This window comes from Streptomyces maremycinicus (assembly GCF_001184025.1).
GTDB lineage: Bacteria > Actinomycetota > Actinomycetes > Streptomycetales > Streptomycetaceae > Streptomyces > Streptomyces maremycinicus.
The window spans coordinates 1-20411 of the sequence record NZ_BBYG01000008.1 but is presented as its reverse complement, the minus strand read 5'-3'; the positions used below and the strand labels follow the sequence as shown (position 1 = coordinate 20411).

18 protein-coding genes are annotated in these 20411 nt (G+C 71.2%); 4 read left to right on the top strand and 14 right to left on the bottom strand.

Translation table 11 applies throughout. The annotated features are described in order from the left end of the window. The first annotated feature begins 86 nt into the window (after positions 1 to 86). Positions 87 to 2402, top strand: coding sequence for a peptidoglycan recognition protein family protein (locus AOQ37_RS00125; protein WP_078889911.1), 2316 nt, complete (start codon positions 87 to 89; stop codon positions 2400 to 2402). A 96-nt stretch (positions 2403 to 2498) separates the two neighbouring features. Here AOQ37_RS00125 and AOQ37_RS00120 read toward each other — a convergent pair whose 3' ends face one another. The 5 genes from AOQ37_RS00120 to AOQ37_RS00100 form a co-directional block, all read right to left on the bottom strand. After that, the gene (locus AOQ37_RS00120) at positions 2499 to 4205 is read right to left on the bottom strand and encodes a bifunctional uroporphyrinogen-III C-methyltransferase/uroporphyrinogen-III synthase (RefSeq protein ID WP_062639904.1); all 1707 of its coding nucleotides are present in this window, start codon (positions 4203 to 4205) and stop codon (positions 2499 to 2501) included. Beyond that, the gene (gene hemC, locus AOQ37_RS00115; RefSeq protein ID WP_062639901.1) at positions 4202 to 5161 is read right to left on the bottom strand and encodes a hydroxymethylbilane synthase; all 960 of its coding nucleotides are present in this window, start codon (positions 5159 to 5161) and stop codon (positions 4202 to 4204) included. Before hemC ends, AOQ37_RS00120 begins: the two co-directional genes overlap by 4 nt. Positions 5162 to 5166: 5 nt before the next feature. Continuing rightward, positions 5167 to 6885 (bottom strand): glutamyl-tRNA reductase, encoded by a 1719-nt coding sequence (locus AOQ37_RS00110; protein WP_062639899.1) that lies wholly within the window; start codon positions 6883 to 6885, stop codon positions 5167 to 5169. Continuing rightward, a complete protein-coding gene (locus AOQ37_RS00105; RefSeq protein WP_062639897.1) occupies positions 6882 to 7655 on the bottom strand; it encodes a redox-sensing transcriptional repressor Rex in 774 nt (257 codons plus the stop codon). The genes AOQ37_RS00110 and AOQ37_RS00105 overlap by 4 nt, the downstream gene beginning before the upstream one ends. Positions 7656 to 7906: 251 nt before the next feature. After that, entirely contained in the window at positions 7907 to 8179 is a 273-nt protein-coding gene (locus AOQ37_RS00100; RefSeq protein ID WP_062639895.1) for a glutaredoxin family protein, read from the bottom strand. Between the two features lie 102 nt (positions 8180 to 8281). Here AOQ37_RS00100 and AOQ37_RS00095 point away from each other — a divergent pair, with 102 nt between their 5' ends. The 3 genes from AOQ37_RS00095 to AOQ37_RS00085 all read left to right on the top strand — a co-directional run bounded on the left by AOQ37_RS00095 (position 8282) and on the right by AOQ37_RS00085 (position 11915). Next, on the top strand, positions 8282 to 9229 hold the full coding sequence (locus AOQ37_RS00095) for an HAD family hydrolase (protein ID WP_062639893.1): 948 nt from the start codon (positions 8282 to 8284) through the stop codon (positions 9227 to 9229). 415 nt (positions 9230 to 9644) lie between these two features. Then, positions 9645 to 10424 carry an ECF subfamily RNA polymerase sigma factor, BldN family gene (locus AOQ37_RS00090; RefSeq protein ID WP_062639892.1) on the top strand — a complete coding sequence of 260 codons (780 nt, stop codon included), beginning with the start codon at positions 9645 to 9647 and terminating at the stop codon, positions 10422 to 10424. 255 nt (positions 10425 to 10679) lie between these two features. Further along, positions 10680 to 11915, top strand: a complete 1236-nt coding sequence (locus AOQ37_RS00085) for a DUF5667 domain-containing protein (protein WP_062639890.1) — start codon at positions 10680 to 10682, stop codon at positions 11913 to 11915. Positions 11916 to 12310: 395 nt separating this feature from the next. Here the strand turns inward: AOQ37_RS00085 and AOQ37_RS00080 are convergent, their stop codons facing one another. The 9 genes from AOQ37_RS00080 to AOQ37_RS00045 all read right to left on the bottom strand — a co-directional run bounded on the left by AOQ37_RS00080 (position 12311) and on the right by AOQ37_RS00045 (position 20386). Next, the gene (locus AOQ37_RS00080; RefSeq protein WP_062639888.1) at positions 12311 to 13381 is read right to left on the bottom strand and encodes a lysophospholipid acyltransferase family protein; all 1071 of its coding nucleotides are present in this window, start codon (positions 13379 to 13381) and stop codon (positions 12311 to 12313) included. A 14-nt stretch (positions 13382 to 13395) separates the two neighbouring features. Then, positions 13396 to 14466, bottom strand: a complete 1071-nt coding sequence (locus AOQ37_RS00075) for an NAD-dependent epimerase/dehydratase family protein (protein WP_062639886.1) — start codon at positions 14464 to 14466, stop codon at positions 13396 to 13398. Positions 14467 to 14769: 303 nt separating this feature from the next. Then, positions 14770 to 14868 (bottom strand): 30S ribosomal protein bS22, encoded by a 99-nt coding sequence (locus AOQ37_RS38195; RefSeq protein WP_003948845.1) that lies wholly within the window; start codon positions 14866 to 14868, stop codon positions 14770 to 14772. 177 nt (positions 14869 to 15045) lie between these two features. Next, positions 15046 to 15258 carry a helix-turn-helix domain-containing protein gene (locus AOQ37_RS00070; protein ID WP_015658719.1) on the bottom strand — a complete coding sequence of 71 codons (213 nt, stop codon included), beginning with the start codon at positions 15256 to 15258 and terminating at the stop codon, positions 15046 to 15048. Between the two features lie 134 nt (positions 15259 to 15392). Further along, positions 15393 to 16208, bottom strand: a complete 816-nt coding sequence (locus AOQ37_RS00065) for a phosphatase (RefSeq protein ID WP_062641294.1) — start codon at positions 16206 to 16208, stop codon at positions 15393 to 15395. 295 nt (positions 16209 to 16503) lie between these two features. Beyond that, the gene (locus tag AOQ37_RS00060; RefSeq protein ID WP_062639884.1) at positions 16504 to 17676 is read right to left on the bottom strand and encodes an acetoin utilization protein AcuC; all 1173 of its coding nucleotides are present in this window, start codon (positions 17674 to 17676) and stop codon (positions 16504 to 16506) included. Further along, the gene (locus tag AOQ37_RS00055) at positions 17627 to 18862 is read right to left on the bottom strand and encodes an MFS transporter (protein ID WP_062639882.1); all 1236 of its coding nucleotides are present in this window, start codon (positions 18860 to 18862) and stop codon (positions 17627 to 17629) included. Before AOQ37_RS00055 ends, AOQ37_RS00060 begins: the two co-directional genes overlap by 50 nt. Positions 18863 to 18938: 76 nt before the next feature. Next, positions 18939 to 19649, bottom strand: a complete 711-nt coding sequence (locus tag AOQ37_RS00050) for a VC0807 family protein (RefSeq protein WP_062639880.1) — start codon at positions 19647 to 19649, stop codon at positions 18939 to 18941. A gap of 92 nt (positions 19650 to 19741) precedes the next feature. Further along, entirely contained in the window at positions 19742 to 20386 is a 645-nt protein-coding gene (locus tag AOQ37_RS00045) for an HAD family hydrolase (RefSeq protein WP_062641292.1), read from the bottom strand. Between the last annotated feature and the right edge of the window lie 25 nt (positions 20387 to 20411).

The window sequence follows — 20411 nt, the reverse complement described above, 5'->3', positions numbered from 1 at the left end:
ATGGTCGAGGACGTACAGGGGTGGGGGATTCCGTCGTGAGCAGACGTCGCCGCAGGGGTGGGACGCGGGCGTACAGACCGCTGAGCATGCGCAGAAGGGCCTGGCTGACGCTCGGGGCGGTGGTCCTGGGCAGCGGCGGCGTGGTGACCTACGCCATGGCCGGCCCGTCCGCCGATCAGCAGGGCCGAGCCGAGCGGCCGGTGAAGGTCTACGACCTCACGCTGAAGGGGGCCTCGTCCGGCCGCCGGGAACTGCCCCGCACGGACACCGAGCAGTTCTCGCTGCTGGGCGTCACCTGGACCGGCGCCGCCCGGCGGCTCGCCGGCACCGCGCAGGTGCGGACCCGCGCCCTCGCCACCGGCGAGTGGAGCGCCTGGCACGACCTGGAACTGGACATGGACCCGCTGGACGAGCCGGGCCCGAGGGTACGCGGCACGTCCGAGCCGGTCTGGGTCGGCCCGTCCGACGGCGTCGAGGTACAGGTCGTCCGCGCGAACGGCACCACCGCCGCACTGCCCCAGGGGCTGGAGGTGAACCTGGTCGACCCGGGCGTGGTGACCGCCGCCGAGACGAAGACCGCCACCACCGGCACCGAGCCCGCCGGCTTCGTCACGGACCCGAGCCCCGGTACGACGGACTCCGGGTCCGCCGATCCGTCCGCCTCGGCCGCCGATCCGTCCGCCTCGGCCAGTGAGCCGACCGACACGGTCCCGGCTCCGCCGACCGACACGGTCACCGCCGATCCCACCGACACCGACACCGTCTCCGCCTCGCCGACGGACTCCACGCCCGCGGCCACCGAGACGGCCCCGACGAGCCCCGCGTCCCCGACGACGAGCCCGACGCAGACCGCCGCGCCGACGCCGACCGCGCCGCCGTCCACCGCGCCCGAGCCGCCGATCCGCTCGCGCGCCGCCTGGGGCGCCGACGAGTCGATCAGCCCCGAGGCACCGGAGTACAACAACGACGTCAAGGCGGTCTTCGTCCACCACACGGACGGCGCCAACGACTACACCTGCGATCAGACCCCGGCGATCATCCGCAGCATCTACGCGTACCACGTGCAGGTCAGCGGCTGGAAGGACCTCGGCTACAACTTCCTCGTCGACAAGTGCGGAACCCTCTACGAGGGCCGCAAGGGCGGCGTGGACCTGCCGGTGTTCGGTGCCCACACCTACGGCTGGAACCGCGAGTCCGCGGCCGTCGCCGTGATCGGCGACCACACGCAGACGACCGCGAGCACCGCCGCGCTCACCTCCGTCGCCCGCCTCGCGGCCTGGAAGCTCGGCCAGTACGGCGCGGACCCGGCGGGTACCGTCCAGCTCACCGCGGGCGCCACCCAGAAGAACCTGTCCGGCAGGAGCTTCACCGCGGGCAGCCTGTACACCTTCGACCGGATCTCCGGCCACCGCGACGGCTTCAACACGGAGTGCCCCGGCGGGCTCCTGTACGACCAGCTGCCGACCGTACGCACCCTGGCGGCCGGCCCGGTGCAGGGCCTGAAGGTCACCTCGGTGGCCGGTGGCGCGACCTTGTCGGGCTCGGCCTACTACACCAAGGGCGCCGTCACCGTGAACTGGTCGACGACCACGCCCGGTTCGCTGATCTCGAAGTTCGAGCTGCTGGCCGACGGCAAGCCCGTGGCCACCGCCGCCGGCACCGCCGGCTCGGCGAGCGCCACCCTCCCGCCGGGCGGCCACACCGTCGCCGTCCGGGCGGTGCACCAGTCCGGAAGGACGACCACGACCGCCGCACTGGCCGTCGTGGCGGACACGACGGTCCCGGCCTTCACCAACGCGCCGAAGGTCACCCTGCGCACGGGCCCGGTCAGCACCACCGCCGTCCCGGTCACCCTGGGCTGGAAGGCCACGGACGACAAGGCCCTGCGTTCCGTGCAGCTGCTGGCACCCACCACGGCCACCTTCGGCCCGACCGTCACCGGCTCGAGCCTCACGGCCAAGCCCGGCACCGCGACCACTTGGTCGATGCGGGCCTCCGACTACGCCGGCAACTCCCGTACGGCCTCGGCCGCCGCCACCCCGGTGATCCTCCAGGAGACCTCCGCCACCAGGTCCGGCAGCTGGACCGCCCGCTCCGCCTCGAGCTACCTCGGCGGCAGGTCCTACTCCAGCGGCGCCAAGGGCGCGAGCCTGACCTGGACCTTCACGGGCCGTTCCGCCTCCTGGGTGGTCTCCCGCGCCGCCACCTCCGGCCAGGCGTACGTGTACGTCGACGGGACGAAGGCCGCGACCGTCGACCTGAAGTCCGCCACCACGCTGTACCGCCAGGCGATCTGGACCAGGACCTGGACCGGCAGTGCCAAGCACACGATCAAGATCGTCGTCGTCGGCACCAGCGGACGCCCCACGATCACCACCGACGGGCTGGTCTACATCAAGTAGGCCCCTCGGGCCCCTCGTACGGCTCGGAACCCGACAGGGCGGGGCACCCCTTCAAGGAGTGCCCCGCCCTGTCACCGGGATTCCCGCGCCTCGGGGTCAGGTGGCCCGCCGCCGCCGCGCCCCCGGACGCCGCTCGCTCGGCCGGCTGACCGGGTCTCCGGCCTCCCGCGCGGCCGCCCGCCGGCGCAGGCCGAAGTCGGCCAGCGCCTCGGCCAGCTTGAGCACGGACGGCTCGGGCGCCATGACGTCGACCCGCAGCCCGTGCTCCTCGGCCGTCTTGGCCGTCGCGGGGCCGATGCAGGCGATGACCGTCACGTTGTGCGGCTTGCCCGCGATGCCCACCAGGTTCCGCACGGTGGACGACGAGGTGAAGATCACCGCGTCGAACCCGCCGCCCTTGATGGCCTCCCGCGTCTCCGCCGGCGGCGGCGAGGCGCGCACGGTCCGGTAGGCGGTGACGTCGTCGACCTCCCAGCCCAGCTCGATGAGCCCGGCGACCAGGGTCTCGGTGGCGATGTCGGCGCGCGGCAGGAACACCCGGTCGATCGGGTCGAAGACCGGGTCGTAGGGCGGCCAGTCCTCCAGGAGCCCGGCGGCCGACTGCTCGCCGCTCGGCACGAGGTCCGGCTTCACACCGAAGGCGATCAGCGCCTTCGCCGTCTGCTCGCCCACCGCGGCGACCTTGATGCCCGCGAAGGCACGCGCGTCGAGGCCGTACTCCTCGAACTTCTCGCGCACCGCCTTGACGGCGTTGACGGACGTGAAGGCGATCCACTCGTACCGTCCGGTGACGAGCCCCTTCACCGCCCGCTCCATCTGCTGGGGGGTGCGCGGCGGCTCGACGGCGATCGTCGGCACCTCGTGCGGCACGGCCCCGTACGACCGCAGCTGGTCGGAGAGCGAGACCGCCTGCTCCTTCGTCCGCGGGACGAGCACCTTCCAGCCGAACAGCGGCTTGGACTCGAACCACGACAACTGGTCGCGCTGGGCGGGGGCGGAACGCTCACCGACCACGACTATGACCGGGCGGCCGCCCTCGGGCGAGGGCAGCACCTTCGCCTGCTTCAGCGTCTGCGCGATGGTGCCCAGGGTCGCCGTCCAGGTCCGCTGCCGGGTCGTCGTACCGGCCACCGTGACCGTCATCGGCGTATCGGGCTTGCGCCCCGCCGAGACCAGTTCGCCGGCGGCCGAGGCCACCGAGTCGAGCGTCGTCGACACGACGACCGTGCCGTCGGACGCCCCGACCTCGGTCCAGCAGCGGTCCGAAGCCGTGCGCGCGTCGACGAACCGGACGTCGGCGCCCTGCGCGTCCCGCAGCGGCACACCGGCGTACGCGGGCACGCCGACGGCGGCCGCGACACCGGGTACGACCTCGAAGGGAACACCGGCCGCCGCGCAGGCGAGCATTTCCGCCGCCGCGTACGTATCAAGTCCCGGGTCCCCGGTGACCGCACGGACGACCCGCCTGCCGCCCCGCGCGGCCTCCATGACAAGATGTGCGGCATCGCGCACAGCGGGTACCTCAGCGGTTGTTGACGTGCCGTCAACAACCGTCGGGAGGGGCGCGCCCGTGCCCGGAAGAGGATCCGAGGACGGACCCCCTTCCGTGTTCACGACGGCGACGCCCGGCCTCGCGTGCGTCCGTACGACGTCGAGCACCTCGTGCTCGGCGACGAGGACGTCCGCGTGCGCAAGCGCCTCCACGGCGCGCAGAGTCAGCAGTCCCGGATCCCCGGGTCCGGCACCCAGGAAGGTGACGTGCCCGTGTTCAGGACCAGCGGCTGGAAGGGCGGTGGGGCTCACAGTGCTCGCTCCCCCATCAGACCGGCCGCGCCCTGGGCGAGCATCTCGGCTGCGAGTTCGCGACCGAGCGCCATTGCCCCGTCGTGCGTCTCGGGCACGGGACCGGTGGTGGACAACTGCACCGTGCGCGAGCCGTCGGTGGTGCCGACGACGCCACGCAGGCGCATTTCGTTGACAATCTGCCCGTCGGCCAGAAGGTCGGCCAGCGCGCCCACAGGGGCGGAGCAGCCGGCCTCCAGGGCGGCGAGCAGGGACCGTTCGGCGGTCACGGCGACCCGGGTGAAGGGGTCGTCGAGCTCACCGAGCGCGGCGATCAGTGACGCGTTGTCCGCGGCACACTCGATCGCCAGTGCTCCCTGGCCGGGAGCGGGCAGAACCGTGTCTATCGACAGGAAGTCGGTGACCTCGTCGATGCGGCCGATGCGGCTGAGGCCGGCCGCCGCCAGCACCACCGCGTCCAGCTCGCCGTCGTGCACGTACCGGATCCGCGTGTCGACGTTCCCGCGGATCGGCACGGTCTCTATGTCCAGCCCGTGGCTGCGCGCGTACGCGTTCAGCTGCGCCATGCGACGCGGCGAACCCGTACCGATGCGTGCCCCGCGCGGCAGGTCGGTGAACTTCAGCGCGTCCCGGGCGACGATCACGTCGCGGGGGTCCTCGCGCACCGGTACGGCGGCCAGGACCAGGTCCTCGGGCTGCGTGGTCGGCAGGTCCTTCAGCGAGTGAACCGCGAAATCGACCTCGCCCTTGGCCAGCGCGTCGCGCAGCGCGGTCACGAAGACACCCGTGCCGCCGATCTGCGCGAGGTGCTCGCGGGAGACATCACCGAAGGTGGTGATCTCGACGAGCTCCACGGGCCGTCCGGTCACCTGGCTCACGGCCTCCGCGACCTGCCCGGACTGGGCCATGGCGAGTTTGCTCCGCCTCGTCCCCAGTCTCAGTGCCTTCGTACTCATGCCGCTCATGCCGGCCCTCGGCTCTCTGCGTTCTTCTCGGTGCTTTCCTCGGCCCGGGACACGGCGGCCACCGCCTCCGGGTCGAGGTCGAACAGGGTCCGCAGCGCGTCCGCGTACCCGGCGCCGCCGGGCTCGGCCGCGAGCTGCTTGACCCGTACGGTCGGCGCGTGCAGCAGCTTGTCGACGACCCGCTTCACGGTCTGGGTGATCTCGGCGCGGTGCTTGTCGTCCAGGCCGGGCAGCCGCCCGTCGAGCCGGGCGATCTCCGTGGCCACGACGTCGGCGGCCATGGTGCGCAGGGCGACCACGGTCGGCGTGATGTGCGCGGCCCGCTGCGCGGCACCGAACGCGGCGACCTCGTCGGCGACGATCCGCCGCACCTGGTCGACGTCGGCGGCCATCGGCGCGTCGGCCGAGGCCTCGGCCAGCGACTCGATGTCCACCAGCCGCACTCCGGCCAGCCGGTGCGCGGCCGCGTCGACGTCCCGCGGCATCGCCAGGTCGAGCAGGAAGAGCACCGGCTCCGGCCGGGCGAGCGTGGCGACCGGCTCGGGCCGGCGGCGCTCGGGGATACGGCCGAGGGTCGCGGCGGTCGCGGCGAGCGCGGTGATCAGCTCGGCGTCGGCCTCGGGGCTGCGGCGGGCGCCCTGCCGACGGTCCACGGTGGCGTTGTCGACCCAGGCGGCGTGCTGCTCGAGCGTCGCCGCGTCCATGCCGGCGACGGCGGCCTCGCCCAGCACGGAGAACCCGGACTGCTGCGCGGCGGGCTGCTGTACGGCGGCCAGGTCGAGGGGGCAGTTCTCGTCGGTGCCGACCGAGGTGGGCGGCAGCGGCCGTACGTCCGTCGCCGCGGCCTCCTCGTCGAAGGCGACGGGTGCCCCGGTGCGGCCCTCGAGGGCGTCGGCGACCGCCTCCGCCGTCAGGACCAGGCCCGTCGCCCCGGTACAGGAGACGGCCACGTCGGCACGTGTCAGCTCGGCCGGCACCGATTCCATCGGTACCGCGCGGGCCGACACGTCCGTGCCGTCGGCCTCGGTCAGTATCTGCGCGAGCCGCTCGGCCCGGTCCAGGGTCCGGTTGGCGACGACGATCTCGCCGACCCCGGCCCGCGCGAGCGTGGCGGCGGCCAGCGAGGACATCGAGCCGGCGCCGATGACCAGCGCCTTCTTGCCGCGTGCCCACGCGGTCACGTCCCCGCCCGCGGCCAGCTGTTCCAGGCCGAAGGTGACCAGGGACTGCCCGGCACGGTCGATGCCGGTCTCGGAGTGGGCGCGCTTGCCGACCCGCAGGGCCTGCTGGAACAGGTCGTTCAGCAGCCGGCCCGCGGTGTGCAGCTCCTGCGCCCGGGCCAGGGCGTCCTTGATCTGGCCGAGGATCTGTCCCTCGCCGACGACCATGGAGTCCAGCCCGCAGGCCACCGAGAAGAAGTGGTGGACGGCACGGTCCTCGTAGTGCACGTACAGGTACGGGGTGAGCTCCTCGAGCCCGACCCCGCTGTGCTGGGCGAGCAGCGTGGACAGCTCGGCGACACCGGCGTGGAACTTGTCCACGTCGGCGTACAGCTCGATCCGGTTGCAGGTGGCGAGCACCGCGGCCTCGGCGGCCGGTTCGGCGGCGACCGTGTCCTGGAGCAGCTTGAACTGGGCGTCCGTGGACAGCGAGGCCCGCTCCAGCACGCTGACCGGGGCGCTGCGGTGGCTCAGCCCGACGACGAGGAGACTCATGCCGGCATCACGGCGGGTACGTCCCCGTCGGGTCCCTGGTCGGTGGGGTCGGCAGGACCGACGGGGGCCGGCACGGCGCTCTCGTTCGCCGCGGCCTCCTCGCCGGCCTCGCCCGCCTTGCGCTGCTCGTGGAAGGCGAGGATCTGGAGCTCGATGGAGAGGTCGACCTTGCGCACGTCGACGCCGTCCGGGACGGTCAGCACGGTCGGCGCGAAGTTCAGGATGGAGGTGACGCCTGCGGCCACGAGCCGGTCACAGACCTGCTGGGCGACGCCCGGCGGGGTGGTGATGACACCGATGGAGACGCCGTTGTCGGAGATGATCTTCTCCAGGCCGTCGCTGTGCTGGACGGAGATCCCGGCGACCTGCTTCCCGGCCATCGCGGGATCGGCGTCGATGAGCGCCGCGACCCGGAAGCCGCGCGAGGCGAAGCCGCCGTAGTTGGCCAGGGCCGCGCCGAGGTTACCGATCCCGACGATCACGACCGGCCAGTCCTGGGTGAGCCCGAGCTCACGGGAGATCTGGTAGACGAGGTACTCGACGTCGTAGCCGACACCCCGCGTCCCGTAGGAACCCAGGTAGGAGAAGTCCTTGCGCAGCTTGGCGGAGTTGACCCCCGCCGCGGCCGCGAGCTCCTCGGAGGAGACCGTGGGGACCGAACGCTCCGACAGTGCGGTCAGCGCGCGGAGGTACAGCGGAAGCCGGGCGACGGTGGCCTCGGGAATCCCTCGGCTACGGGTCGCCGGTCGGTGAGTTCGGCCAGTTGCCACGGTGCTCCTGCGGGTAGAGCGGGGCTGTAGGCGGTCACACGTACCCAGACCGCCCCGTCGACAGCAGGCTATGTCTTTGTGAACGCGTGCACAAAGATGGTGTCCGATTTGCCCGGCCAACGTGACCGGGGTCACGCGCAACATTCCAGGGGGCAAAACCGCCACTCTCCTCGTGAATCCCGCCCCCGAGACAAAACCGCCATCGATCCTAAGCGATGTTCCGTACAGCCTTGTACTACTCGGTCAGTTCGTCATCCGGCCAGTTCTTTGCGCAGGCGACTCTCGTCCACCCGCCAGAACGTGTGCTGCCGTCCGTCGACCAGCACCACCGGAATCTGCTCCCAGTACTGGTCGTACAGCGCCCGGTCGTCGGCGATGTCCTTCTGCTCCCAGGACACACCGAGTTCCCCGCAGACCTTCTCGATCACGCGCTCGGCGTCGTCGCAGAGATGACAACCGGACTTACGAATGAGGGTGACCGACCGCTCGCCCGCGGCGGCCTTACGTCGAAAGAGAGGAGTCATACCGCCATTCTCGCGCTTCTTTAACGACGCGGTCGCGGAGAGTTCACACCCTTCGAACCTCTCGGCTCCGGAACCACCGGCCCGAATGGCTATGCTCACGCCATGGCCGCTCTAGGATGGCTCACTCCCCGTAGGCGTTCCGCCACGGCGCGGAGCGTGTTGGCAGGCGAGGCCTCGGCGGAGGCAGCCCGCAAGTCCACCCAGGAAGCCCTGGGCTCGCAGGAGACCCTGGCACCCCTGGACACCGCCGACCGGGAACCGCAGTTCCCGGTGCACGGCGACGCGATGGCCGCCGCCTTCTTCGACCTCGACAACACCGTGATGCAGGGCGCCGCGCTCTTCCACTTCGGCCGAGGCCTGTACAAACGCAAGTTCTTCGAGACCCGCGACCTGGCCCGCTTCGCCTGGCAGCAGGCGTGGTTCCGACTGGCCGGCGTCGAGGACCCCGAGCACATGCAGGAGGCCCGCGACTCGGCGCTCTCCATCGTGCAGGGCCACCGGGTCGCCGAGCTGATGTCGATCGGCGAGGAGATCTACGACGAGTACATGGCCGAGCGCATCTGGCCGGGCACCCGGGCCCTCGCCCAGGCCCACCTGGACGCGGGCCAGCGGGTGTGGCTGGTCACGGCGGCCCCGGTGGAGATCGCCCAGGTGATCGCCCGCCGCCTCGGCCTGACCGGCGCGCTGGGCACGGTCGCGGAGTCCGTCGACGGCGTCTACACGGGCAAGCTGGTGGGCGAGCCGCTGCACGGCCCCGCGAAGGCGGAGGCGGTGCGCGCGCTGGCGGCGGCGGAGAACCTGGACCTCTCCCGCTGCGCCGCCTACAGCGACTCGCACAACGACATCCCGATGCTCTCCCTCGTCGGCCACCCGTACGCCATCAACCCCGACGCCAAGCTCCGCCGGCACGCGCACAACCTCGACTGGCGGCTGCGCGACTACCGCACCGGCCGCAAGGCGGCGAAGGTCGGCATCCCGGCCGCGGCGGGCGTCGGCGCGGTGGCGGGCGGCACGGCGGCCGCGATCGCCCTCCACCGACGACGGCGATGACGCCGACGGCGTCAACGACGTGGTCACCTCACGGACGAGCGGCCGAGGCGCGACAGCCCGGCCGCTCCGTCGCGTCCCACCGGACAACACCCCGCGGCGGACACCGAACCCGGCCGATCCGACGGTCGTACCCGAATAACGCTCCGTCCAGTCCTGTTGTCCGCGCACAGCCACAACACGCCCCGGACCGACCCGAAACTCGAACCATTTCGATCAACAATCGCTCACCCTACGCAACTTGATCGAGCGCCAATAGGCCACAGAAGCGACGTAATCGATGATTTGAGCAACTCGGTGTAGCAGGGCCTGCACGAAGCGTTATTCTCCTCAGACGCAATCCGGTACCCCTTCCGTCGCTACGACGGGTGAATGGTTCCGTACTGCACGTGATGCAAGCTCTGCCTCTGGGAGTCCCGTGTACCCACACGTCGGGGTTGACACCTCGGGCCTGGCTACGCTGCGCGCAACGGTCGCTACGGTCCATGACCTCTTGCGCGGCGTCGTCCCCACCGCGTACGCCGTCCCCGCGTTCGCCACCACCGCTCCGCTCGGCCCGTGCTACGCACTGGCCGACGGCGGCGCCGCGGTGGGCAGACGAGGACGCCCGTCCGGCGCGGCCACCGCCCGTCGGCCGGCCGCCGACAGTGACAGCGCCCGGATGATGGACCTCGTCGAGCGCGCCCAGGCCGGCGAGGCCGACGCTTTCGGGCGCCTGTACGACCAGTACAGCGACACCGTCTACCGCTACATCTACTACCGCGTGGGCGGCAAGGCCACCGCCGAGGACCTCACCAGCGAGACCTTCCTGCGCGCCCTGCGCCGCATCGGGACGTTCACCTGGCAGGGCCGCGACTTCGGTGCCTGGCTCGTCACCATCGCCCGCAACCTCGTCGCCGACCACTTCAAGTCGAGCCGCTTCCGGCTCGAGGTGACGACCGGCGAGATGCTCGACGCCAACGAGGTCGAGCGCTCACCCGAGGACTCCGTCCTGGAGTCCCTCTCCAACGCGGCACTCCTGGACGCCGTACGCCGACTCAACCCACAGCAGCAGGAGTGCGTGACACTCCGGTTCCTCCAGGGGCTCTCCGTCGCCGAGACCGCGCGCGTCATGGGCAAGAACGAGGGCGCCATCAAGACGCTCCAGTACCGGGCCGTCCGCACCCTCGCCCGCCTGCTCCCGGAAGACGCCCGCTGAGCCCGTCCCCCGTCCACGACCGACGCCACACTTTCCGTGACGCCAACTCACCTTCAGTGAAAGTCCGTTGTCTTCCCGATCCGATCATCCGCAGTCCGTAACCCAAGTGCCGCGCCAGTCGTTGTGCGGGATACAGGCTCCCTGTGGTCACGTCCTGGCCGACCCCGATCACTCGATCGTGTGGATCCGGGCCAGGGCGTGCAACCGTCAGGACCCCAGGGGAGTCGACCGTGATGACGAGAGGAGGTGCCGCCAGTGATCGCGAACGTATCGGCGCACCGGCGGGCAAGCGCCTTCGCCCAGGCCCTGGAGGAGCAGTCCGACCAGGGCACGGCGGCCGAGCAGACCGAAGGATCACCGCCGGCGCCGGCCGCTGCGGACCAGACCGGGCAGGGCCGACTTCTGGCCCTCGCCACGAGTCTCGCCGAGCTGCCCAAACCGGAGCTCGATCCCGAGGTCAAGGTCGTCCAGCGGGCCCAGTTGGTCGCCGCCATGGAGGCCATGCTGCAAGCGGGCACCGCCGAAGGCGAAACGGCGGACCCTTCGGTGCCGGAGCAACGCTCCCACCGCGCCAGGGGCGCTCACCGGGCCGGCCCACTGGGCAAGTTCCGGCCGCGATCCCGCCTCGCCAAGGGCCTCACCGCGGGCGGCCTCAGCGTCGGCGTCGCGGCGGGCGCCTTCGGCGGCGTCGCGGCCGCGAGTTCCGACGCCCTCCCGGGCGACGGGCTCTACGGGCTGAAGCGCGGCATCGAGGACTTCAAGCTCAACTACCTGGCCGACGGGGACGACGAACGCGGTCGGACCTACCTCGACCAGGCTTCCACCCGGCTCAGCGAAGCCCGACGGCTCATGGAGCGGGGCCGCAGCGGCGACCTCGACCACGAGTCGCTCGGCGAGATCCGACGCGCCCTGAACGGCATGCAGCACGACGCGTCGGAAGGCCACCGCCTCCTGCACGAGGCGTATGAACGCGACCCGAACTCCCTGGGCCCCATCCAGGCCCTCGACGCGTTCTCCCGCTCGCACCGCGAGGTCTGGGGCGCCCTGCGCGACCGCCTGCCGGTCCAGCTCGGCGACGTCAGTCAGCAGGTCTCGTCGGTCTTCGAAGCCATAGACGAAGAGGTCGCCCCGCTCCAGTCCCTGCTCCCGCGGCCCCCCGCCCCGGGCGGCAGCGGCACCCGCGAGGGCTCCGACCCGGCCTCCCCCGGCGCCTCGGAGACGGGCCGCCACGCGACCACCCCCGGCACCGGCCACGCCCCGTCCGACGGGACCGGCGCCGGCACCGACAGCCCCAGCAAGTCGTCCACCTCGGGCACCACCGACGACGGCCTGCTCGGCGGCAACACCGGCGGCCTGCTGGACCCTCCGAAGGAGACCGGCGGCACCGCCCCGACCCCCCTCGTCCCCACCACCCAGCCGGACGTCACCCTCCCGCCCCTCCTCCCCGGCCTCCTCCCGGGCCTGGGCATCGACAGCGAGGACGCGGAGTAGCCCGGACCCGACCCGCACGACACCTGTGGGGGCGCCCCTCTCAAGAGGAGCGCCCCCACAGCCGTACCCGAAGCAACCCGCCCGGCTCATGGCCACCCGTCAGAAGAACACCGACCGCCGCTGCACCAGCAGCTCGGCCCCTCCCTCTACCGCCCTCGCACCGCTCCGCGGGCTTCGAACGGCCGCGCCGGACTCCGCCCGACGGCCCACCGAACCCCGGCCACGAACCCCGGCCCATCACCACCCGTCAGAAGAACACCGACCGCCGCTGCACCAGCAGCTCCGCCCCTCCCCCCGCCGCCCTCGCACCGCTCCGCGGGCTTCGAACGGCCGCGCCGGACTCCGCCCGACGGCCCACCGAACCCCGGCCACGAACCCCGGGCCATCGCCACCCGTCAGAAGAACACCGACCGCCGCTGCACCAGCAGCTTGTACAGCGTGTGCTGGATCTGCTCGCGGACCTGGTCCGTCAGGTTGAACATCAGCATCGGGTCCTCCGCTGCCTCCGGCGGGTAGCCGTCCGTCGGGATCGGCTCGCCGAACTGGATCGTCCACTTCGTCGGCAGCGGGATCCCACCCAGGGGACCCAGCCACGGGAAGGTCGGCGTCAGCGGGAAGTACGGGAAGCCCAGCACCCGTGCCAGCGTCTTCGCGTTGCCGATCATCGGGTAGATCTCCTCCGCCCCGACGATCGAGCAGGGGATGATCGGCGCGCCCTGGCGCAGTGCCGTGGAGACGAAGCCACCCCGGCCGAACCGCTGAAGCTTGTAGCGCTCGCTGAAGGGCTTCCCGATGCCCTTGAAGCCCTCCGGCATCACCCCGACCAGCTCGCCCTGCGCGAGCAGCCGTTCGGCGTCCTCCGCGCAGGCGAGGGTGTGCCCGAGCTTGCGCGCCAACTCGTTGACGACCGGCAGCACGAAGACGAGATCGGCGGCCAGGAGCCGCAGGTGACGGCCCGCCGGGTGATGGTCGTGGACGGCGACCTGCATCATCAGGCCGTCCAGCGGAAGCGTCCCGGAGTGGTTGGCGACGATCAGCGCGCCGCCCTCCGCCGGGATGTTCTCGACACCCTTCACCTCGACCCGGAAGTACTTCTCGTACAGCGGCCGCAGCAGGGACATGAGGACCTGGTCGGTCAGCTCCTCGTCATAGCCGAAGTCGTCGACCTCGTAGTCGCCCGTGAGACGCCGGCGCAGGAAGGACAGTCCACCCGCGATCCGCCGCTCCAGGCCGCCCGCGTCCGTGTCCAGCCGTTGCTCACCCGTCACAGGAACATCATCCTGCCCAACAGCCCTGGTGGGCAGGGGCTGGACCTCACCGACCTCCTCGGCCTCACCGATCTCCCGGACCGGCGCGGGCTCGCCGTTCCGGCGCCGGCTCACCGCGCCCCGGCGCCGGGGCGGCCGCGTCACGGCGCTCCCCCGGGACCGGTCGTCGTCGAACGGAATGACCTTGGCATCCGCCATCGTTGATGCGCTCCTCAGTTGGCGCTCTGCGTCGGGAGGTGAACCGCGGGGTGACCGCCGTCCAGGGACAGCGCGGCGATCCGGTCGACGGCCCCGGCAACGGCCTCGGGCGGCAGGAGTCCGGGTCCGTGACTGCGCGCGAAGTCCGCGAAGGTCTCCGCCGTGGTGTACCGCGGCAGGAACCCCAGCGTCTCGCGCATCTGGTCCGTGGACACGACCCGGCCGTGGGTGAGCAGCCGGATCTGCTCGGGCGAGAAGTCCGTCATGCCCAGCGTACGCACCAGCGACCCGGCCCAGGTGACGGCGGGCAGCAGCAGGGGCACGGTGAGCCGCCCGAGCCGTCGCGAACACTGCGACAGCAACAGCACGCCGTCCCCGGCGATGTTGAACGTGCCGCTGTTGAGGGTGCCCCGCCGAGGTTCGTGCGAGGCGATCCGCAGCACCTCGATCACGTCGTCCTCGTGCACGAACTGGAGCCGGGGGTCGTAGCCGAGCACGGTGGGCAGCACCGGCAGCGAGAAGTACGAGGCGAGCGGCGTCTCGGCGGTCGGCCCCAGGATGTTGGCGAACCGCAGCACGCACACGGCTACATCGGGCCGCCGCCGGGCGAACCCGCGCACATACCCCTCGACCTCGACGGCGTCCTTGGCGAAGCCACCGCTGGGCAGCGACTTGGGCGGGGTCGTCTCGGTGAACACTGCGGGATCACGCGGCGCGGACCCGTAGACGTTGGTCGCGGACTTGACCACCAGCCGCTTCACATGAGGCGACTTCTGACAGGCGCCGAGCAGCTGCATGGTCCCGATGACGTTGGTCTCCTTGACCGTGGTCCGGCTGCCCCTGCCCAGCGCCGTCGCCGTCACGTCCAGGTGGACGACCGTGTCGGCCCCGGTCTCGGCGAGCACCCGCGCGATGGTGGGCTGCCGGATGTCGGCCTCGATGAAGTCGGCGCCGCCGAGATGGTGCTCGGGCCGCACCGCGTCCACGGCGACCACGCGGTCGACCTGTGGGTCACGCTGGATCCGTCGTACGAACCGGCCCCCCAGCTGACGGGCCACTCCGGTAACGAGCACGACCTTTCCCAAGATCCGCGCCTTCCTTCCGTCCTGGAACCGCCGGCTGCCCTGCCGAGTTCCCGTCTGCGGGCCAACCTAGCGGGTCGATGTTGCGCTGTGATGACCACCCGATGCTCGAAGTGACGAGAACCCTTCGGTCATACGACCAGATCAGCCATGGTGCACGTCCAGACGTACGCACGGTGTTCAGCGGACCGTACGGGCACCCGGATATGCGTGTGGCCCCCCACCGATAACACGGTGGGGGGCCACACCACGCCTACGCGGCTCGCGTCGCGCGAAGTAAGTGCTTGCGCTTACTCCTGCCGGCGCTTACTTCTTGTTGCGACGCTGAACGCGCGTGCGCTTGAGCAGCTTGCGGTGCTTCTTCTTGGCCATCCGCTTGCGCCGCTTCTTGATAACAGAGCCCACGACTACCCTCGCTCACTTCTCATCACTCGGTGCTGGGCGCCATGGGCCCATACGACCTACGAGGGGCTAGCCTACCCGCCCGAGCGCTGAGGTCGTAATCGAGGGGCGGGAGGGGCCCGAGACGGCCCTGAGGCCGGGCCCCACCCCGGTGCTGCCCTGTCGGACAGACCCTGGCCGTCAGGCGGTTTCCACCCCCACGTAGCTCTCGCGGAGGTACTCGTGCACCGCTTGCTCGGGGACGCGGAAGGACCGCCCCACCCGGATCGCGGGCAGATGACCGCTGTGCACCAGTCGGTACACGGTCATCTTCGACACTCGCATCACCGAGGCGACTTCCGCCACGGTAAGGAACTGAACCTCGTTCAGAGGCCTCTCGCCGGCTGCACCCATGACACACCTGAACCTTCCGCACTCGACTCGACGGCCACCGGCTTCCCCTTCCGGTGACTCTTCGTCGCTGCGTGCTCACTCCCCAATGTAGGGGCGGGTGATGCGAGTGGGGAAGAGGTGCACCCATCAGCGGCCTACTGTGACAGACACGCTCGATTGAGTACGTAGCGGGTCAGCGGCCTGTAGTAAGCGGACCGCACGGCGTCATCAAGTGGAACGACGACGGACACGACTCCCTCGGCCTCGCCCACGAACAGCGCGGGGTCGTCGGTGTCCGCCAGCCCGATGGCCTCGAACCCCAGCTGACCTGCCCCGCAGACCCAGCCGTGGTCCCCGACGACCAGCTCGGGCAGCGGCCCCCCGCCCTCGGCGGCCGCCGCCAGCGCGACCCGAACCGGGAGCGGTGAATGGCTGTGCGCACCGGTCGCACAACCGGCGCGTTCGACACCCGCCTCCCGGACGACCGCGACGCCCCGTACGTAGTCGAGGTTGTGCGTACGTAGACCGAACCGGGTCGTTATGTCGACACAGCGACCCTGCGCCGGGGTGAGGACTTCACATCCCACCGCCGACAAAGCGTCTGCGATCGCGGCGTAGAACCCCAGCAGCCGATGCGGATGCCCGGTACCCAGCAGCACGGGCGCGCCACGCTGGGCTACCGATGCGAGCCGGTCCGCGAAAGCGTCCAGCGCGACCAGCGTGCGCTCAGGATCGATCACATCATGCCCGGAAACGCAGCCGGGATCGGCCGAAACCCCACACTTGGCGGCCATCAGCGCGATCAGCTCCCGCTGCCCCCAACTCCGCTCGGGATCAAGGCCGATCAGCACTCGGGGATCACGAGCGGCGAAGAGCCGGTAACTGCGCAGACTCTCCTCCCGGGAGGTCGCCACCGCCCCGGCCAACCGCGCGGCAAGCAGATGCGCCCGAAGCGCCCCGGAACTCAACACGCAACCGATGCTGACGGACGAACCGACCCCCGGGGCGAAAACGGCCCCCACACCCCACAGTCGGCGTAACAACACCCCACCCGAGCCCACCCGCCGCCGACCGAGGAAACCGAGGAGACCGAGAGCTCGAACACCGGCCCGCCCTCCCTCAGCCCGTCCGGCGCTCGAGGACGAGGCCGTCCAGGCCGACCGGGGGTCACAGGAGGCGCAGCCCCCTGAGAGGGATGGGAGCGGGTAAGGGCGGCGGGGGCGAAACCCATCCCGCCCACCACGTCCCGCCCACCACCGCCACGACCTACGGCAACAACCCCCGCAACGGAAACGCCGCCCGCCGCGTGGCCAGCACCGCCTGGTCCAGCCGATCGGCGGGGTCGTACCCCGACTCCCACCCGGCCCACCCCACCGGCCACCGCCCGTCGGTCATCCGCACCGGCCCCAACTGCCGCGTACGAGCGAACACCTCCTGCCGCCACCCCTCCGGAATCACCGTCTCCGGCGCCACCGGCACCCCCGCCGCCACCCCCACCAGATGCGTCCACGACCTCGGCACCACCTCCACCACCGCGTACCCGCCCCCACCGAGCGCGACCCACCTGCCCCCGGCGTACTCGTGCGCCAGCTCATGACAGGCGACCTGCACGGCCCGCTGCGCGTCGAGCGACACCGCGAGATGAGCCAGCGGATCCTCGAAGTGTGTGTCGGCCCCGTGCTGGCTCACCAGCACATCCGGCCGGAAATCGGCGATCAGCTCCGGCACCACCGAGTGGAACGCCCGCAGCCACCCCGCGTCCCCGGTCCCCGCCGGCAGCGCCACGTTGACCGCGGACCCCACCGCCCGCTCCCCACCCGTCTCCTCCGGCCACCCGGTCTGCGGGAACAGGGTGCGCGGATGCTCGTGCAGGGAGATCGTCAGCACCCGCGGGTCGTCCCAGAACGCCGCCTGCACGCCGTCCCCGTGATGCACGTCCACATCCACATACGCGACCCGCTCGGCACCCAGCTCCAGCAACCGCGCGATCGCCAGCGAAGCGTCGTTGTAGATACAGAACCCCGACGCCCCGCCCGGCATCGCGTGGTGCAGCCCACCCGCGAAGTTCACCGCGTGCAGCGCCTCCCCCCGCCACACGGCCTCCGCCGCCCCGACGGACAGCCCGGCGATGAGCGCGGACACCTCGTGCATCCCCGCGAAGGCCGGATCGTCCATCGTCCCGAGCCCGTACGACTGGTCCGCCGATCCCGGCTCCACCGACGCCGCCCTGACGGCCCGGATGTAGTCCTCCCGATGCACGAGCCGCAACGTCGACTCCCCGGCGGGCTTCGCCGCGACGACGTCGACCTCCCGGTCGAGCCCCAGGGCACCGACCAGCCTCCGGGTCAGATCCAGCCGAACCGGATCCATCGGATGCTCGGGCCCGAAGTCATAGCCCGTTACTGCCTCGTCCCACATCAGCTGTGCGCGGCCGCTCATGCCCGCCACCGTATCGGTCCGGTTGAGCGGCGAACGACCGGGCGTACACCAACGTCACCAGCACCAACACCATCGGCACCACCATCGCGCCCCGGTAGCTCCAGGCGTCCCCGATCGCCCCCACCAACGGCGAACCGATCAGGAAGCCGACGTAATTGAAGATGTTGAGACGGGCGATCGCAGCGTCCGAAGCCCCCGGGAACAGCCGCCCCGCCGCCGCGAACGTCTGCGGCACCAGCACACACAACCCCAGCCCCACGAGCGTGAACCCGAGCATGCCCACCCACGCACCCGGCGCGACGGCCACCACCGCGAACCCGGCCGCCGCCACCAGCGCCCCCAGCCGCACCACCGCCGCGGCCCCGAACCGCCGCACCCCGAAGTCCCCGATGGCCCGCCCGAGCAGCGTGGTCACCATGTAGACGTTGTACGGGACGGTGGCCAGCTGCTCGCTGCTGCCCAGCACGTCCTGAAGGTACTTCGCGCTCCAGTTGGAGACCGTCGAGTCCCCGATATAGGCGAAGCTCATCACCAGACACAGCGGCAGCAGCAGCTTGAAGACGACGCCCGTACCGCCGCCGCCCGCCTCGGCGTCACCCGCCTTGTCGCCCTCAGCGCCCCCGTCGCCGTCGCCGTCCACATACCAACGGCTCCCCACCAGGGCGGCCGGCAGCAGCACCGCCACCACCGGCAGGTACGACACCCACAGCGCGAGATGCCAGTGCGCCCCCACCCACGCCAGCGAGGCCCCCACGATCCCGCCCAGACTGAACACGGCATGGAAGCTGAGCATGATGCTGCGCCCGTACGCCCGCTGGAGACTCACCCCGAGCATGTTCATCGAGGCGTCCAGCGCGCCGACGGCGAGACCGAAGACGCCCAGCGCGGCACCCAGCTCGACCATCCCCCGCCCGGCCCCGACCCCGAGCAGCGCCAGCAGCACCACCGGCTGGGACCACCGCAGCACCCGGCTGGGCGGTATCCGCTTCACCAGATGCTCGGTCGACACGCTCCCCACCCCGGCCAGGATCGGCACCGCGGCCAGGAAGACGGGCAGCAGCGCGTCCGAGACCTCGTACCTGTCCTGGATGGCCGGGATCCTGGTCACCAGCAGAGCGAAGGCAGCGCCCTGCGCGAAAAAGCTGAACGCCAAAGAGGCCCTACCGCGCCGCAGCACTTCTGTCATGGCGGCGAGCGTAGGGCCCCTGCGTACTCGTGGGTAGATCCAGCCAAAGATGAATTCTCCTCAGCTTTCCCGGACTTCACCGGGCGAGAGCGACCTCGGGCACGTCGGCACCGGTCGGCGCGGCCTCCCCGGCCCTCGTCTCGAAGCCGACCATCGCCGCCATCGGCCCGGCCCCCAGCGCCCCGCCGACGACGAACCCGATCCCCATCGCCACCACCATGACCACGGAACCGAGCCACACCATGGTGTCCACCGGCACCGTGTACGCCCCCACGACCCGCACGACGCACTCGACGAGCAGCACCACACCCCAGACGACCGAGAAGGCCCGCTCCCGCCGGAGGAAGTCCGCCGACGCGACCGACACACCGCTCTCCAGCCGCTCCCAGGCAGCCTCCCGGACCGCGTCCCCCTTCACCAGGAACGGCTTGACCGCGGCGGTCATCATCGGCCTCCCCAGCGCGACGGAGACCAGGATCCCGATCCCGATCGTGCTGCTCACCCCACTGTCCTTGGCCAGCATCAGCCGCGGATCACCGGAGACCAGGCTGAGCGCGAGCCCCACGACGTTGACGACGAGGATGAGCCCGGCGAGCCCGTTGACCGTCCGCCCGCTGACCGCGCTCCACACGGTCCGCCCGGCCGGCACCAGGCTGCTCCAGGCGAGAGCGGCGAAGGTGCTCATCCCGAACGCGCCCTTGAAGAGGTAGTACGACCCGAGCGGCACCGCCACGTCCACGATGAGCGGGGCGAAGGCGTTCTGCTTCTTGTGCTGGTTCGTCGTCATGCCCCCAGCTTCGCCGCGAGCGGGGGTCCCCCAGTAGAAACGATCGTCCGGAGCTACGCATGACAAATGTCAGCCCGGCACCGGATCGTCCGTCAGATCAGCAGGTCAGGCAACTGCCCCAGGTCGTCGAAGAGTTGAGTGGCCCCCGCGAGCTTCTCGGCGGGCGTCATCGCGGTGAAGCCGTACACGTCCATCCCGGCCGCCACCGCCGCCCGCACCCCCAGCGGACTGTCCTCGACCACCACACACCGCTCCGGCGCCACCCCCATCCGCCGGGCCGCGTGCAGGAAGAGATCCGGCGCGGGCTTCCCCTTCCCGACATCCTGCGAGCTGAAGATCCGCGCATCCTCGAACCACCGGTCCAGCCCGGTCTTCCGATGCCCCACCCGGATCCGCTCATGGCTCCCGGACGACGCCACGCAGTACGCCACACCGTCCGCGGTCAGCTTCGCGAGCACGTCCACAGCGCCGGCCACGGGCTCGAGCTCCTGCTCGAAGGCCGCGAACACCCGCCGGTGGAAGGTGTCGTCGAAGTCCGTCGGCAGCGACCGCCCGGTGCGCTCCTGGACCAGGTCGTGGATGCGATGCATCGCGGACCCCATGTAGTCACGGATGGAGTCCTCGTACGAGGTGGGGTGCCCGATCTCGGTCAGATAGGCGGCCAGCAGCCGATTGGAGATCGGCTCACTGTCCACCAGGACACCGTCATTGTCGAAAATCACCAGGTCGTAGCGCATGACTAGACCATAAACGAGCCCGAAC